Genomic DNA, 17,092 nt, shown 5'->3' with positions numbered 1-17,092 from the left:
GAATGACGGATGAATTTCGCCGTGTTGGCGCCGGAAGTCAATTCTGCGCGGATGTTTCTCGGCGCGGGCTCCGGGCCGATGTTCGCGGCCGCGACAGCCTGGGACGGGTTGGCCACCGAGTTGGGTTTGGCGGCGGCAGCGTTTTCGTCGGTGACCGCCCGGCTCGTCGATGGGTTCTGGCAGGGCCGGGCAGCGGTGGCGATGGCGCGTGCGGCCGCGCCCTATCTGGGTTGGTTGGGTGCAACAGCAACCCAGGCTGAGCAAGCGGCGAGCCAGGCGCGGGTAGCGGCGGCCGCGTTCGAGGCGGCGCGGTCGGCGACGGTACCGCCGGCGGTGGTAGCGGCCAACCGCGCCCGGCTGGTGGCGTTGGTGACCACGAATCTGCTGGGCCTCAATGCTCCAGCGATCGCTGCTACGGAGGGCAGCTACGAGGAAATGTGGGCCCAGGATGTGGCCGCGATGGCGGGCTATCTCGCCGGAGCATCGGCGGTCGCCTCGGCCTTGACGCCGTTCACCCGGGGGCTGCCGGGCCTACCAGGCCCGGTACCCAGCGCGGCGGGTTCTCCCAGCGTGCAAGCGACGATCATCGGCACGCTGGGCGCAGCCGGCTTCAACCTGGGGTTCGGCAACGTTGGCAGCTTGAACGTGGGCAACGGAAACGTCGGCGGCAACAACGTCGGAAGCGGAAACACCGGATTCTTCAACGTCGGCTTGGGAAACTTGGGCAGCTACAACATTGGCCCCGGAAACCTCGGCAACGAGAACACCGGCTTCGCCAACGCGGGCAATTTCAACCTCGGATTTGCGAACGTCGGCAGTAACAATATCGGCTTCGCCAACACCGGCAGCAACAATATCGGCATCGGGCTGACCGGCGACGGCCAGGTCGGGTTCGGCAGCTTCAACTCCGGCAGCAACAACATCGGCTTGTTCAACTCGGGCAGCGGCAACGTCGGCTTCTTCAACTCGGGCACCGGCAACTTCGGCATCGGAAACTCCGGCACCGGTAACTTCGGCATCGGAAACACGGGTAGCACCAACACCGGCTTGTTCAACACCGGCGACCTCAACACCGGCAGCTTCAACCCGGGCAGTTACAACACCGGCAACTTCAACGCGGGCAGCTTCAACACCGGTAGCTTCAATACCGGCGACACCAACACCGGCTATCTCAACGCGGGTGATTACAACACCGGCGTGGCCAACACGGGCAATATCAACACCGGCGCTTTCATCTCCGGCAACATGAGCAACGGTTTGTTCTGGGTGGGCGACAGCCAGGGCCTCATCGGCGCCGATATCGCGATCAATATTCCCGCTATCCCTATAGACGCTCAATTGCTCAGCATGCCGATCAATGAAGTAATGGTCATGCCCGGAAGCGTGATGACCATTCCGGGCTTTGTTTACTTCGATCTCGTCGGTTTCATTGTGCTCGTTGGTCCTGTCATCATCCCAGCGGCCACGCTCACTCTTCCGACGGTGACCATCAACGTGGGTGGGCCAACTACCGCCATCGATATCACTGCCACCGGCATGGTGGGGGGCGTCAGGATCCCCATCATCGAAATTGCGCCTGCCCCGGGTTTCGGAAATTCGACCACCGGCCCGTCGTCGGGCTTCTTCAACAGCGGCCCGGGCAGCGCGTCGGGTTTCGGCAACTTCGGTGGCGGCAGTTCGGGATTCTGGAATATTGCCCCGGGTGGCGCGGGAATCTCGGGCTTGCTCAACGTCGGGGCGCTGGGATCGGGTGTGGCCAACGTGGGCAACACCATCTCCGGGTTCCTCAGTACGAGCACCGCCGACCTTGCCACGCCGGCGCTGACCTCCGGTGTCGCGAACGTCGGCACCAACATCACCGGCTTGTTGCGCGGCAGCGTGCCGACAACCCTGGACCTGGGCCTGGCCAACGTCGGAAGTAACAACGTCGGCTTCGGCAACGTCGGAATCTTCGATATCGGCTTGGGGAACCTGGGCAGCTACAACATCGGCTTCGGGAATCTGGGCAGCGACAATTGGGGCTTCGGGAATGCCGGCGACTACAACACTGGCTTTGCCAACACCGGCAGCAACAACATCGGCTTTGCCAACACCGGCGCCAACAACATCGGGTTCGGGCTCACCGGCAACGGTCAGGTCGGGTTCGACCTCGCCCTGAATACGGGCAGCAACAACATCGGCTTGTTCAACTCCGGCAGCGGCAACGTCGGTTTCTTCAACTCCGGCTCCGGAAACTTCGGCATCGCCAACTCCGGCGAGCGGAACTGGGGCTTCGGAAACTCCGGTGCCGGCAACTTCGGCATCGGGAATGCCGGCAGTACCAACACCGGATTGTTCAACCCCGGCGACCTCAACACCGGCGTCGGCAACATCGGCGTCGGCAACACCGGCAACTTCAACACCGGCAACGTCAACACCGGCAGCTTTAACTCGGGTGGCTACAACACCGGCTATCTCAACGCCGGCGACCACAACACCGGCATAGCCAACACCGGCAATATCAACACGGGCGCCTTCATCTCCGGCAACACCAGTAACGGCATCTTCTGGAGAGGCGACAACCAAGGCCTGATCGACGTGGCGATCGGGGTCACGATTCCCGAAATCCCCATCGCGCAGATCGACGTGAATATCCCGATCGACATACCAATCACCATCAGCTTCACCGACATCATTTACAGTGGGCTGGCTGTGCCGGACACCCAAGTCGAGGTGTTTATACCCCCCAACAACCTGTTGTTGACGGCCGAAAACATCAACATCCCGGCCATACGCGTTAATCTTCCCACGCCAGCAATCAGTGTGGGCGGACCAACCACCGCGATCACTATCGCCACCACCGCCGCCTTCGGCCCCATCAGCATCCCCATTATCGATATCCCGGGCACCCCAGGATTTTGGAACTCGACCAACGGCCCGTCATCAGGTTTCTTCAACGCCGGCCCTGGCAGCGCCTCGGGATTCGGCAACGTCGGCGGCGGCAGTTCGGGCTGGTGGAACATCGCGCCAGCAACCTCGGGCGTTTCGGGGTTACTCAACGTCGCTGCTTTGGGATCAGGCCTGGCCAACGTGGGCAACAGCGTCTCGGGCTTCCTCAACGCGAGTACGTCAGACTTCACCACACCGGCCTTCAACGCCGGTATCGGCAACGTCGGCACCAGCATCACCGCGGTGCTCACCGGCAGTGCGCGCAACTCACTGTTCAACCTGGGTTTGGCAAACCTCGGCAGCTTCAACATCGGCAACACAAACCTCGGCGACTACAACGTGGGCCACGCAAACCTCGGCAGCGTCAACTTCGGCATTGCAAACGTCGGCAGCAACAACATCGGCGGCACAAACACCGGAATCTTCAATATTGGCTTGTCAAACCTGGGCAGCTACAACATCGGATTCGGAAATCTCGGCAGCGACAACATCGGATTCGGAAACCTGGGCGACTACAACGTCGGATTCGGCAACTTGGGCGGCGACAACCTGGGCTTCAGCAACGCGGGTAGCATCAATATCGGCTTTGCCAACGCCGGCAACAGCAATCTTGGTTTCGCCAATACCGGGAGCGGCAATATTGGCATTGGCCTCACCGGCGACGGCCAGGTCGGGTTCGGCAGCTTCAACTCCGGCAGCAACAACATCGGCTTGTTCAACTCCGGCAGCGGCAACGTCGGCTTCTTCAACTCGGGCACCGGGAATTTCGGCATCGGAAACTCCGGCACGGGCAACTTCGGCATCGGAAACGCCGGCAACATCAATACGGGTTTGTTCAACCCCGGCGACCTCAACACGGGCAGCCTCAACCCGGGCAACACCAACACCGGCAGCCTGAACACCGGCAACACCAACACGGGCGGCTTGAACCCGGGCAGCTTCAACACGGGCTACTTCAACCCGGGTAACTACAACACCGGCTTGGCAAATACCGGTGACGTTGGCACCGGCGCTTTCATCTCCGGCAGCTATAGCAACGGCATCTTTTCGACCGGTGACTACCAGGGCCTGATCGGCCTGGATGCCGCGATCGACATACCCCTTCCGGTGAGCCTGAACGTGAATGTTCCCCTCGACATTCCAATCACCCTTACAACCGGCAGCATCGCCCTCGTGCCCTTCACGATTCCGGAAACCGACGATATCCTCTTGACGTTCGGCCTCCTGCGCGCTCACCTCGGCCCCATTTCCGTCCCGGCGATCACGATTCTCGGTCCCACGGCGACGGTCGCAATTGGGGGGGCGGATACCGCGATCGATATCACTGCCGGGGGTTCCATCAGGATCCCACTGATCGGCATCCCGGCGGCCCCGGGATTTGGGAACTTCACCGCCAACCCCTCTTCGGGCTTCTTCAACACGGGTATCGGCAGCACCTCCGGCTTCGGCAACTTCGGCGCCAACAGCTCCGGCTTGTTGAACGTCGCCCTGCAAAGCTCGGCAATCTCGGGCCTGGCAAACCTGGGCACCATCGTCTCGGGTGTCCTCAATGTGAGCACGGCAAACCTCGGCACGCCTGCCGTCATCTCGGGCGTCGGAAACATCGGCACCGACATCGCCGGTTGGCTGCGTGACAGTACGGCTGCCACCGCCGTCAACCTCGGCTTGGGCAACGTCGGCGATCTCAACGTGGGCATCGGAAACGTTGGCGCCAACAACTTCGGCGCCGCAAACAGCGGAATCTTCAATCTTGGTTATTCAAACCTCGGCAGCTACAACATCGGCTTCGGAAACTTCGGTAGCGACAACATCGGATTCTCAAACCTGGGCGACTACAACACCGGCTTTGCCAACTCCGGCGGCGACAACCTGGGCTTCGCCAACGCGGGCAACTTCAACATCGGCTTTGCCAACACCGGCGACAACAACATCGGCATCGGGCTCACCGGCAACGGCCAGGTCGGGTTCGGCAGCCTGAACTCCGGCAGCAACAACATCGGCTTGTTCAACTCGGGCAGCGGCAACGTCGGCTTCTTCAACTCCGGCACCGGCAACTTCGGCATCGCCAACTCCGGCAGCACCAACACGGGCCTGTTCAACGCCGGCGACCTCAACACCGGCAGCTTCAACCCGGGCAGCTTCAACACCGGCAGTTTCAATATCGGCAGTTTCAACACGGGCAGTTTGAACGCCGGCACCTTCAATACCGGCTACCTCAACGTGGGCGACTACAACACCGGCGTGGCCAACGCGGGCAATATCAACACCGGCGCCCTCATCTCCGGCAACTACAGCAACGGTTTCCTGTGGCAGGGTGACTACCAGGGCCTGTTTGGCCTGGATGTGGCGCTCACGGTTCCCGAAATCGACCTGAGCTTCGGCGTGGACATCCCGATACACATACCGATCAACCTGGCCGGCGGGGATATCAGTCTCGAGGGCTTTCGGATCACCACTCCGCCCGACACCGAGGTCAGGTTCACCCCCATCATCATTCCGGACATCAATATCACCCTGCCCACGGCGGCAATCACCGTGGGCGGACCGACGACGGCGATCAACATCACCGTTAACGCCGGGCTCGGCCCCATCAGGATCCCGCTCCTCGAGATCCCGGCGGCCCCGGGTTTCGGGAATTCGACGAGCGGTCCGTCGTCGGGCTTTTTCAACACCGGCCCCGGCAGCGCTTCGGGCTTCGGCAACTTCGGCGGCGGCAGCTCGGGCATGTGGAACCTCGCCGCTGGAACCTCCGGCGTTTCGGGCCTGCTCAACGTCGGCGCGCTCGGATCGGGCGTGGCCAACGTGGGCAACACCATCTCGGGCCTTTTCGGCACCAGCACCGCCGACCTCGCCACGCCAGCCTTGAACTCCGGTGTCGCCAACGTCGGCACCAATATCACCGGACTGCTCCGCGGCGCGATTACCTCAACCCTGAACGTAGGTCTGGCGAACCTGGGCAGCAACAACATCGGCGGCGCAAACATCGGGTCCTTCGATATCGGCCTGGGGAACCTGGGTGGCTACAACATCGGGTTCGGGAATCTGGGCAGCGACAACTGGGGCTTCGGGAATGCGGGCGACTACAACATCGGCTTTGCCAACACAGGTAGCAACAACATCGGGTTTGGCAACACCGGCGACAACAACATCGGGTTCGGGCTCACCGGCAACGGTCAGGTCGGATTCGACCTCGCCCTGAATACGGGTATCGACAACCTCGGTTTGTTCAATTCGGGCAGCGGCAACATCGGGTTCTTCAACTCGGGCATCGGCAACGTCGGCATCGGCAACTCGGGCACCGGCAACTGGGGCTTCGCAAACTCCGGTTTCGGCAACTTCGGCATCGGGAACGCCGGCAGCGCCAACACGGGCTTGTTCAACCCCGGCGACCTCAACACCGGCGTCGGCAATATCGGTGTCGGCAACACCGGAAGTTTCAACACCGGCGACTTCAACACCGGCGGCCTCAACTCGGGCAGCTACAACACCGGCTATTTCAACGCCGGCCACTACAACACCGGCCTGGCCAACACCGGCAGTATCAACACTGGCGCGTTCATCTCCGGCAACACGAGTAGCGGCTTCTTCTGGCGGGGCGACAACCAAGGCCTGATCGGCGTCGACATCGGGATCACCATTCCGGAGGTTCCCGCGCGGTTGGACGTCACTATCCCCATCGACATACCGATCACCGGCAGCGTCACCGACCTCGTGGTAGACGAATTCACCATTCCTGCAATCGATTTCACGCTGGACGCGTTCGGCTTCTTTGTCCATACCGATCCACCTGTCGGTCCCATCATTGTTCCGTCCTTCGTGCTGAGCGTTCCCACGCTCGACATCACTATCGGCGGGCCAACGACGGCCATCGATGTCAGCGCCCAGGCCGGACTCGGCCCGATCAGGATCCCGTTCATCGACATTCCGGGGGTGCCGGGTTTCGGAAATTCGACCAGCGGCCCGTCGTCGGGATTCTTCAACACCGGTCCAGGTAGCGCCTCGGGTTTCGGCAACTTCGGCGGCGGCGCTTCGGGCTTGTGGAATATCGCTTCCGGAGCGGCAGGAATTTCGGGCTTCCTCAACGTCGGAGCGCTGGGATCGGGCCTGGCCAATGTGGGCAACACCATCTCAGGTTTCTACGGCACCAGCACAGCCGACCTCGCCACACCAGCGTTGAGCTCCGGTATTGCCAACATCGGCACCAACATCACCGGCTTGCTACGCGGCGCGGCCACCTCGACCCTGAACGTTGGCCTGGCGAACCTGGGCAGCAACAATCTTGGCGGCGGGAACGTCGGAATCTTCGATATCGGCTTGGGCAACCTGGGTAGCTACAACGTCGGGTTCGGGAATCTGGGCAGCGATAATTTGGGTTTCGGAAATGCGGGCGACTACAACATCGGCTTCGCCAACACCGGCAGCAACAACATCGGCTTTGCCAACACCGGTAACAACAACATCGGGTTCGGGCTCACCGGCAGCGGCCAGGTGGGGATCGACCTGGGCCTGAATTCGGGCAGCAATAACATCGGCTTGTTCAACTCCGGCAGCGGCAACATCGGCTTTTTCAACTCCGGCACCGGCAACTTCGGCATCGCCAACTCGGGCACCGGCAACTGGGGCTTTGGAAACTCGGGCAGCTTCAACACGGGCTTGTTCAACCCCGGCGACCTCAACACCGGCGTCGGCAACGCGGGCAGCTTCAACACCGGCAGCTTCAACCCGGGCAGCTTCAACACAGGCAACTTCAACACCGGCAGCTCCAATACCGGCAGCCTCAACACCGGCAGCTCCAACACCGGCTACCTCAACACCGGGGACTACAACACCGGGGTGGCCAACACCGGCGATATCAACACGGGAGCCTTCATCTCCGGCAACATGAGTAACGGGTTCTTCTGGAGGGGCGACAACCAGGGCCTCGTCGGCTTCTCGTACTCGGCGACGATTCCAACGATCCCCTATGAGTACGACCTGAGCATCCCGATAAACATACCCATCACCGGCATCGTGGCCCTCAGCACGCCGGATAGTTTCACCATTCCCGCATTCCAGGTGAAAATCAAATTCTTCCTGACACCTATTGTCGATGAAAACGTCGGCCCCATCACGATTGACATCAATCAAGTCACGCCCATCGACATACTTGTCGCGCAAAACATTGCGATGGCGGGCACGGGCGGATTCGGCCCGGTCACCATCGGATTCGATATCGGGGGAACCCCGGGATTCGGAAACTCGACCAGCGGCCCGTCGTCGGGATTCTTCAACACCGGCAGTGGCGCGGCGTCGGGTTTCGGAAACTTCGGTGCCGGCAGCTCTGGCTTCGGCAACGTCGGTGCCGGGATTTCGGGCTTCCTCAACGCCGGGGGCTCGGGGATCTCGGGACTTCTCAACGTCGGCGCGCTGCAGTCCGGTCTGGCGAACGTGGGCAACACCATCTCGGGCTTCTCCAACGCGAGCACGCTGGACCTTGCGACGCCGGCCTTCAACGCAGGCATCGGAAACATCGGCACCAACATCGCCGGCTTGTTCCTCGACACCGTGGGCAACGTGACCCTCAACTTCGGGTTGGCGAACCAGGGCAGCCTCAACTTCGGCAGCGCAAACCTCGGCGGCTTCAACCTGGGTGGCGCGAACATCGGCGACTTCAACCTCGGCCTCGGAAACATCGGCAGCCTCAACATCGGCGGCGTGAACGTCGGCGGCAACAACATCGGCGTCGCCAACAACGGAATCTTCAACATCGGCTTCGCGAACCTGGATAGCTACAACATCGGTTTCGCCAACGCAGGCAGCGACAACATCGGTTTTGCCAACGCGGGCAGCTACAACATCGGTTTCGCCAACACCGGCACCAACAACTTCGGCTTCGGCAACACTGGCGACAACAACATCGGCTTCGGGCTCACCGGCAACGGCCAGATCGGGTTCGGCTCGCTGAACTCCGGTAGCAATAACCTCGGCTTGTTCAACTCGGGCAGCGGCAACATCGGCTTCTTCAACTCCGGCAGCGGCAACATCGGCTTTTTCAACTCCGGTACCGGCAACTTCGGCATCGGGAACGCCGGCATCGCGAACACGGGCTTCTTCAACCCTGGCAATGTCAATACGGGCAGTCTCAACGTTGGCAACTTCAACACGGGCAGCCTCAACGCTGGCAGCACCAACACCGGCTATTTCAACGCGGGCAACTTCAACACCGGTGTGGCCAATACCGGCGACTTCGATACCGGAGCATTCATCTCCGGCAGCTTCACCAACGGCTTCTTCTCGAGCAGCGATGGCCAGGGCCTCATCGGCCTGCCGCTGTTGGGCATTCCGGTAGCCCCAGGCTTCTTCAATTTCACCGGCGGCCCCTCATCGGGCTTTTTCAACGTCGGCGACGGCGGCGCATCGGGTTTCTTCAACTCCGGTGCCAACCTCTCGGGCCTGCTCAACGTCGGCGCGCTGGTCTCGGGCGCGGCGAACGTGGGCAACACCATTTCGGGATGGTTGAACGCTGGTGCGCTGGGCCTCGCGACGCCGGCGTTCGTTTCAGGCTTCCTTCGGGAGTAGCGCGGCACCGGCTAGTGGGTCCGTGGGTTGCCGTGTCTCGGTGCCAGCGGCCTGGTTGCTCGCCACCGGCTCCGCGCGAGGCGGAGCAACTCGGCTAGCATTTGGGTGGGTTGTGTGAACGCCGACTCAGCGCTGGTTAAACCGCTGGTGTATGGGTCGACAACTGGGGCGGAGCAGCATTGTGGAAGTCAACTTGGTCAACGTCACGCGCAATAACCTGCGCACGCGTGATCGTCTCATCGATAGCGCGGCGCAGCACTTCGCTGAGTTTGGCCTCGATGGCGCATCTCTGCGACAAATCGCATTGGATTCAGAAATCACTCCAGCAGCGGTCTATAATCACTTTCCTGGCGGCAAGATGGAACTTTATGCCGCAGTGATGACTATAGTGGCGGATGCACTTGGCGACCTGGCTATCGGAAAGATAGACGACCCTGACCGTCCGGTTGAAGTGATCCTACAAAGCGCCGAGCAGCTTTGGCGGTTCTTTGAGCGACACCCCGACATCGCTAAATTGCTTGCTCGCGAGGCCATCGCTCACGAAGAAAATGCCAGAGACTACTTTGAGTCCTGTCTTGAATCAGCGAAGGCTATCGAGGTATTTTTGATCACCGCCATTGAGGCAAAAAAGGTCCGCCCCGTGGAACCCAAATTTTTCCTGATGTGGACGGCCAGTGTCCTGATCAATTTTCACGGCAAGCCGATGTTGCGAAATTTCCTCTACCGCGACCTACCCAACGATGTTGCGCTCAAACATCTCTTGGAGCAAGTCGATCGGGAATTGCGTTTGCCGTAGCGTGCAGGGTGGTCAGCGGGCGCTGGTCGCAGCGTTCGTGGCAGCGCACACGAACGCTCGGCAGGAAGCCGGATCTTTTCGTCCATTCGTGTTCTTCAACCGGCTGTTCGCGTCGACTCCATGGGGCTGCACGGCGCTGATGGCTGATGCGACATTGGTGGCGTCGAGGCCGCCAGCAAGAATTACCCCGCGCCCTTCCTTTCGGAGGGCTTCAGCGATGCGCCGGCTGATCGCCCAATCATGGGTTAGTCCGGTTCCACCGAGCCGCGATGGGGTACGCGTGTCCAAGAGCACCGCATGACAGCACCGGTGGGCCTCGTGCGCCGCGGCGATCGCACTCTCGCCAGTGACGTGGATCGTTCGGATGATTCGCAGTGAGCGTCGCCGAACCCAGATATCGCGCAATGTCTGGGGATCCACCTCGCCGTGCACCTGGACGGTATCGACACCGATAGCCTCCGCCAGGTCAAGAATCGCAGTGCCGTCGACGAGATGGGTGACCAGCACGATGGTGATGAATGCAGGCACCGAGGCGGCGAGTACGCGGGCCTGATCGACGGGGATTTCGTCGTCGCTGTGGTGGGTCGTACCCACAATCAGCCCGACAGCATCGGCGCCTGCGTCGACGGCCGCAACGAGATCCTCAGCGGTGCCGATTCCGCAGATTTTCGTTCGAACCCTGCCCACCAGAACATCCTGTCACCTGCATCGGACGACGTTGTCGTACATCTTGTGACGCCTTGGCTATCCCGGTGCGTTGCCGTGTCACTAGCCTCGGGGCCATGAAGGCCATGGCTCAGCGAACCTGGAATCCCGCAGACCCACTCGAACTCCTCGAGCTACCCACGCCGGAACCGAAGAAGGGCGAGGTCCGGGTGAAGGTTCAGGCGATCGGGGTCAACCCGGTCGATTGGAAAATGCGCAGCTCCGGGCCGCTGCGGCTGGCGGCACGGCTGGTTGGGCCAAAGCCGCCGGTTGTCGTGGGGGTGGACTTCGCCGGCGTGGTCGAGGCGGTGGGCGCCGAGGTGACACGCGCCGCCCCGGGTGACCGGGTAGTGGGTGGCACCAACTTCTCCCGCGGCCAGCGGGGTTCTTACGCCGACACCGTCCTGGTTCGCGAGGACCAGCTGTGCCGCGTCCCGGACACGGTGGACATCGCGGTGGCGGCAGCCTTGCCCGTCGGGGCCGTCACCGCCTGGATGGCAGTCGTAGATTTGGGCCGCATCCGCGACGCGCAGCCCGCCGACCGGCGAGTGCTGGTGCTGGGTGCCTCGGGTGGCGTGGGCCAGCTGGCAGTGCAGATCAGCAAGATGGAAGGCGCCTTCGTGGCCGGTGTTTGCTCGACGAAAAACGCGGAGATCGTCGCGGGGTTGGGGGCGGACGTGGTCATCGATTACAACCACGGCGATGCACTCGCCCAGGCCAAGGCGCACGCTCCTTTTCACGTCGTCATCGACTGCGTCGGCAGCTACTCAGGCGCCGGCTGTCGTGCTCTCCTGGCTTCCCGCGGTCGCCACATCATGGTGGCCGGGGATAAGCCCAGCGCCGCTGCGCAAGTGCTGGTGCCGCCATTCAAGTCCAAGGCCATTCTGGGTAGGCCCACCGGTGCGCGGCTCGAACCCCTGGTGGCCGCCGTGGCTGCCGGCGAGCTACACGTGTCCATCGCCCAGAAGCTACCGCTCACCAGCGCCGAGGAAGCCCACAGTCTCAGCCAGACCAGCCGCATGACGGGGAAACTGATTCTCGAGCCCTGACATCAGCTGTCGGCACTAGTAGCCGAGCCGGCGCCCCAGCGCCTTGGCAAGCTCGATGATCAGGAAAGCCACGATGGCAAGCGCCAGCGCGATCGACCAACCGCGCACCGTGATCGGCGCCGAATGGAACCACGTATGCATAAACGGCGCATAGATGAACACCAGCTGCAGCGCGATCAGCGCACCCGCCATTCGCCATATCCACGGGTTGCCGCGCAGCACGGCTGGGCGCAGACTCGACGAGCTCAGGAACCTGCAATTCAGCAGATAGGCGAGCTGGCCCAGGGCCAGCATGTTGACCGCGGCGGTTTGCGCCGTCGGCAACTGATAGCCGGCCGCCCGGGTGAGGAAGTACGCCGCCAGCGCGGCACCGGCCAACAGAATCGACACCACGGTGATCATCGCCAGATCCGCTGGCGCCACCAGGGAGCGGTCAGCCGGCCGTGGTGGTCGGGCCATGATGTGGTCCTCGGCCTTCTCGAACACCAAAGCCAACGACAAGGTCACCCCCGTGACCATGTTCACCCACAGGATCTGCACCGGGTCCAGCGGCAACGCGAAACCGAACAGCACCGCAACCAGAATCACCAGTGACTGAGCGCCATTCGTCGGCAACAGAAAAAGCACCGACTTGCGGATGTTGTCGTAGATCCGCCGGCCCTCTTCGACGGCCCTCTCGATGGTCGCGAAATTGTCGTCGGCGAGGACGATGCCGGCGGCTTCCTTCGTGGCTTCAGTGCCCTTGATTCCCATCGCGACACCGATGTCCGCGCGGGTCAACGCCGGTGCGTCATTGACCCCGTCGCCGGTCATCGCGACCACTTTGCCGTCGGCCTGCAGCGCGCTGACAATGCGCAGCTTGTCCTCGGGACTGGTGCGGGCGTAGATGTCGACGTCGCCGGCGACCTCGCGCAGCCGCGGTTGGCTCATCGCCTGCAGGTCGGACCCGGTCAGTACCGGCGGCGTAGGAGTTGCGGTGAGCCCCATTTCGCGAGCGATCGCACGAGCGGTACCGGCGTGGTCACCGGTGATCATCTTCACCCGGATACCTGCGGTATGACATTTTGCGATCGCGGCGACAGCCTCCGGGCGGGGTGGATCGACGATTCCCACGACACCCAGAAACTGCAGACCGCTGTCGACATCGCTGACGTCGACAGGCCCGTCCACCCCGGCCGCGTCCAGCCGCGCGGCCGCCAGCACCCGCAGCCCACGGTCGCTGAGTTCGTCGATGCGCGATTCCCAGAACGCTCGGTCCAGCGGTTCGGCGACTCCGTCGCGAAGCTGCGTGGCGGAGCGGTCCAGCAGGCGGTCCGGGGCGCCCTTGAGGTGGAGCAGCCGGTGCCCCTCGGCGTCCTCGTTGAGCGTGGCCATGAATTTGTTCTCCGACTCGAACGGCAACTCCGCGAGCCGTCGCGAGGCGGGCACGGCGTCGGCTTTCTCGGCCAGAGCTCGCAGTGCCCCCTCAGTCGGCTCGCCGACGATCCGCCACTGACCATCGGCTTCGGTGAGTCGCGCGTTGTTGCACAGGGCCAGCGTGGCAACGAGCGCCGTCACGTCCGGATGGTCCTCGATCGACACAGCATCGCCGTCGAGTTCGATTTCGCCTTCGGGGCGGTAGCCGATCCCGGTGACCGTGAACACCCGGGCCGATGTCGCTACCGTGCGCACGGTCATCTCGTTCTGGGTCAGTGTTCCGGTCTTGTCGGAGCAGATGACGTTGACCGATCCGAGGGCCTCGACCGCGGGGAGCTTGCGAGTAATCGCGTGTCGTCGTGCCATCTGCTGCACGCCCAGCGCCAGCGTCACCGTCACCACCGCCGGCAATCCTTCCGGGATGGCGGCCACAGCGAAACCGATTGCTGCCGAAATCAGTTCGTCCACCGTGAACCGGTGAATCAACCGTCCGATGACCAGCAGAACGGCAGCCACACCGAGGATCGCGACGGCGAGCTGCTGGCCAAACTCGGCGAGCTTGCGCGTGAGCGGGGTGTCGATGCCCTCGATCTCGGACATCATCGACTGGATGCGACCGATCTCGGTATCGGTCCCGGTCGCCGTCACGACGCCAATGCCGGTGCCGGCGGCCACGATGGTTCCCGAATAGACCATCGACGTTCGATCGCCGAGGCCAGCATCGGGGTGGACACGCAGGGTGCTCTTGGCGGCCGGTACCGATTCCCCAGTCAACGCCGATTCCTCGACGCGCAGGTTGCTCGCATCCAGCAGTCGCATATCGGCTGGGATGCGGTCGCCCGAGCTGATGCGGACCACGTCCCCAGGGACCAGCGTTTCCGCATCCACCGTGACCCAATGACCGTCGCGGCGCACCTGCGCTTCGAGCGACAGCATGTTGCGAATCGAGTCGAGCGCTTCCTCGGCCTTGCCCTCCTGCAGGTAGCCAACGACGCCGTTGACCACGGCCACCGCGACGATGACCGCGAAGTCCACCCACTCGTTGAGGATTGCCTTCAACACACCGGCGCCGACGAGGATGTAGATCAGCACGTTGTTGAAGTGCGACAGGAACCGCAAAATCGCCGGTTTGCGCGTCGGTTCGGATAGTCGGTTTGGCCCGACTTCGGCCAGGCGGGCGTCCGCGGTCACGGAACCCAGCCCGTCGGCGGAGGTTCTCAGGGCGGCCAAGATCTCGGATCGGCCGTGCGCATGGACCGCCTTCGACAGCGCCGCGCGATCGAAGCCGCCGTCGTGCTGCACTCCCCGATCATGCTGCGCAACTATGGCGTTCGCAAACTGGCGATCCGTGCCGGCGTGGCTCTAGTCGGACGCGCTGACGAGATCCGCCGCTAGGGAATCCAGGTGGTTCCACAACCAGATGGTGCCGGCGATGTTCGGAACGAGCATGATCCACGTACCGAAGGGCGCGAGCACGTAGCCCGCATAGGGTGCGGGCAGCGCAGCGGCCACCATCATCGTGACGATCATGGTGCCCAACGGCGACACGATCACGAACCAGCGCGGATAGATCGTCCTGCCGCTCATAATGCCGACCGCGAGCAGGAAAGCGCCGGCGCTCAAGGCCACAATGGCTGTCAGATCGCCCATGAAGAAATGCTCAATGATGTAGCGGTTCGCTAGCGCAAAGAATGTGGGGTCGCCACTCCCCACAACGGCCTTGGCTTGTTCCAAAACGCTCAGGAAAGCAAATCCGGCATGCTGGATACCGCCGATCATCACCACCGCGTAGACCAAGAGGAGAATGGGCAGCGTAGCCAGCCAGAATCCCGCGCGGCGCATACCGATCCACCAGTGAAAATAGGTGAGCGCGAACAGCGGATAGAGCCATCCCGCTGTTTGGGCGAGCATCACCATCCAATGCGGATGCCCGCCTGCGGTGAGGACCACAGTAATGACGGAACGTGAGAAGTACTCCGTTCCGCTCAGCGTCGGGGAATAGCCGTAGATCAGGTCGCATACCCCGTTCCACAGAATGAGAATCGATCCTCCGATCCCCAGCAGCTTCAGGCAGTGGTGAAGCCATTCAGGATCGAGTTTCAGTTCCATGGCGCGCTTTTCGTCCACGAATCGGACGCTGGGCGCCGATAGACACGCGATCGGGAGTCGTGGTCAGGTGTTGGGGGCATCTTGTCCTGGTCCTTTCGCCTTCTGGGGAGCCTTCTGGGCAGCAATTTCTGCCGGCCCGATTCGAGGATGTCCGGCGGCGCCCTGGGGAATATCGGCGGTGGCTTCCTCGCGCCGGCCGTCCGCGAAGATGATTTCCACTCGGGCGGGGAACGTCATCCTGAAGCTCTCGAGTGCCTCCGGATCCCAGGGTCGTGATGGACCACGGTCGATCGGAACCCGGCCGGTCGCGATCAGCTTCGCGACCTTGGCGACTCCAGCCACGTCGAGGGACACGCTTCGGTGCTCGCGCCTGACGCGGCGCAGGCCCCCCAGCCACGTTCTCGGGCCCGCTTCCCGAGCGAGCGCGGCGAGGTGCAGCAGTGGCGCGAACGCGCGTGCCGTACGCAGCGTGGCGTCCCAGTCGTGACGCAGCTCGACACGGTGCCGGAGCGATTCGAGTTCGCTGCGATGGGTGGCGAGCCAGGTCTGGTTCACCTCCGCCGCGGTGAGGCGTCCGGCGGTGAGCATGATCGCCACATTCCACGGAATCGAGAACGTGACGGTTACCGGCGACGGGTCGTCGTGGGCGTAGTTGGCGGAGAGTTCGTCCATGCCGCAAGTCAGTGCCCCGCCATGGACGATGACCCGTTTGATTGCCGTGGCGTCCAGCGGACCGATGTCGGCCAGGGCGTCCAGCGTCGTGTCGAGGTATGCGCAGCCGGGGTACGGCTTGATGCACAGTGTCTTTGTCGCCCACCCGGTGCCGAGCCCGCCGAGCATCGATCGCAGTGGCACGTAGGCGAACCCTTCCAGGAATCCCTGGGGATGGTCGAGCACATCGAGCGGGCCTGTGACTCCGGCGGCGGCGAGCCGTGCCGCGCGGACGCCGGCCTGGATCGGCTCGGCAGCTGTGAGCAGCTTCGTGTCGGGCGCCATGAATCCGGGCACTGTGGGGCGTGGCGCGTTCGTGAGTGATATGGCCAGTGCGTGGGCCGCCCGTGATGCGTCCAAGCCGAGCAGCCTGGCGGCCGCGGCTGCAGCGCCTACCGCATGGATGAACGACCAGAGCTGGCCGTTGAGCGGCCCGACCAGGCAGGCTCCGCCGAGGCGCGCGCCGATCTCGTTCGCAACGGTTTGCGCGGTGAGGCGCTCGTGATCGTTGGCGCCGGCCTCGTCCCCGATGTGCTGTGTGACGAGCACCGCCGAATGGCCGGTATGCCCGAAGCAGAGGTAGTCGTCGAAGTCGAGGGCCATGCTCGCACACGCGTCTCGATAGAGTGAGTCGTCGATCGCCGACGCGATCTTCCGATAGGCGGCATCGCCCGACGATGCCGCGATCCCCGCCCGGACCGATTGTCGCTGGGCATCGCACAGCTCCTGGACGTCATCGGGGATGTCGCCGAGGTCCAGGTCGGTGGCCCAGCCGGCAAGCCGTTCAATGAGCGTTGTCACCACGCCTTGCTATCACGGA

General features: G+C 62.9%; 7 protein-coding genes. 3 read left to right on the top strand and 4 right to left on the bottom strand.

Annotation, left to right across the window (positions count from 1 at the left end; translation table 11 throughout):
• Window positions 1–9: 9 nt before the first annotated feature.
• A complete protein-coding gene (locus F6B93_RS12270; protein ID WP_211695346.1) occupies window positions 10–9,486 on the top strand; it encodes a PPE family protein in 9,477 nt (3,158 codons plus the stop codon).
• A 181-nt stretch (window positions 9,487–9,667) separates the two neighbouring features.
• Window positions 9,668–10,282 (top strand): TetR/AcrR family transcriptional regulator, encoded by a 615-nt coding sequence (locus tag F6B93_RS12265; protein WP_211695345.1) that lies wholly within the window; start codon window positions 9,668–9,670, stop codon window positions 10,280–10,282.
• A gap of 12 nt (window positions 10,283–10,294) precedes the next feature.
• Here the strand turns inward: F6B93_RS12265 and F6B93_RS12260 are convergent, their stop codons facing one another.
• A complete protein-coding gene (locus tag F6B93_RS12260; protein ID WP_211695344.1) occupies window positions 10,295–10,969 on the bottom strand; it encodes a phosphoribosylanthranilate isomerase in 675 nt (224 codons plus the stop codon).
• Between the two features lie 95 nt (window positions 10,970–11,064).
• Between F6B93_RS12260 and F6B93_RS12255 the strand changes: the two genes are divergently transcribed.
• Window positions 11,065–12,036, top strand: a complete 972-nt coding sequence (locus F6B93_RS12255; protein WP_211695343.1) for an NAD(P)-dependent alcohol dehydrogenase — start codon at window positions 11,065–11,067, stop codon at window positions 12,034–12,036.
• 15 nt (window positions 12,037–12,051) lie between these two features.
• On the opposite strand, the gene F6B93_RS12250 is transcribed toward F6B93_RS12255, so the two are convergent.
• The 3 genes from F6B93_RS12250 to F6B93_RS12240 are packed head-to-tail and all read right to left on the bottom strand — an operon-like array spanning window position 12,052 to window position 17,073.
• Window positions 12,052–14,754 carry a cation-translocating P-type ATPase gene (locus F6B93_RS12250; RefSeq protein WP_246540733.1) on the bottom strand — a complete coding sequence of 901 codons (2,703 nt, stop codon included), beginning with the start codon at window positions 14,752–14,754 and terminating at the stop codon, window positions 12,052–12,054.
• 60 nt (window positions 14,755–14,814) lie between these two features.
• Window positions 14,815–15,579 (bottom strand): hypothetical protein, encoded by a 765-nt coding sequence (locus F6B93_RS12245; protein WP_211695342.1) that lies wholly within the window; start codon window positions 15,577–15,579, stop codon window positions 14,815–14,817.
• A 45-nt stretch (window positions 15,580–15,624) separates the two neighbouring features.
• Entirely contained in the window at window positions 15,625–17,073 is a 1,449-nt protein-coding gene (locus tag F6B93_RS12240) for an MmgE/PrpD family protein (RefSeq protein ID WP_211695341.1), read from the bottom strand.
• Window positions 17,074–17,092: the final 19 nt, after the last annotated feature.

The sequence above is a fragment of the Mycobacterium spongiae genome, from assembly GCF_018278905.1.
GTDB lineage: Bacteria > Actinomycetota > Actinomycetes > Mycobacteriales > Mycobacteriaceae > Mycobacterium > Mycobacterium spongiae.
This window is presented reverse-complemented; position numbering and strand designations above follow the sequence as displayed.

Coding starts and splice junctions, on each gene's coding strand:
- F6B93_RS12270 (WP_211695346.1), top strand. CDS start 10: ATGAATTTCGCCGTGTTGGCGCCGGAAGTCAATTCTGCGCGGATGTTT.
- F6B93_RS12255 (WP_211695343.1), top strand. CDS start 11,065: ATGAAGGCCATGGCTCAGCGAACCTGGAATCCCGCAGACCCACTCGAA.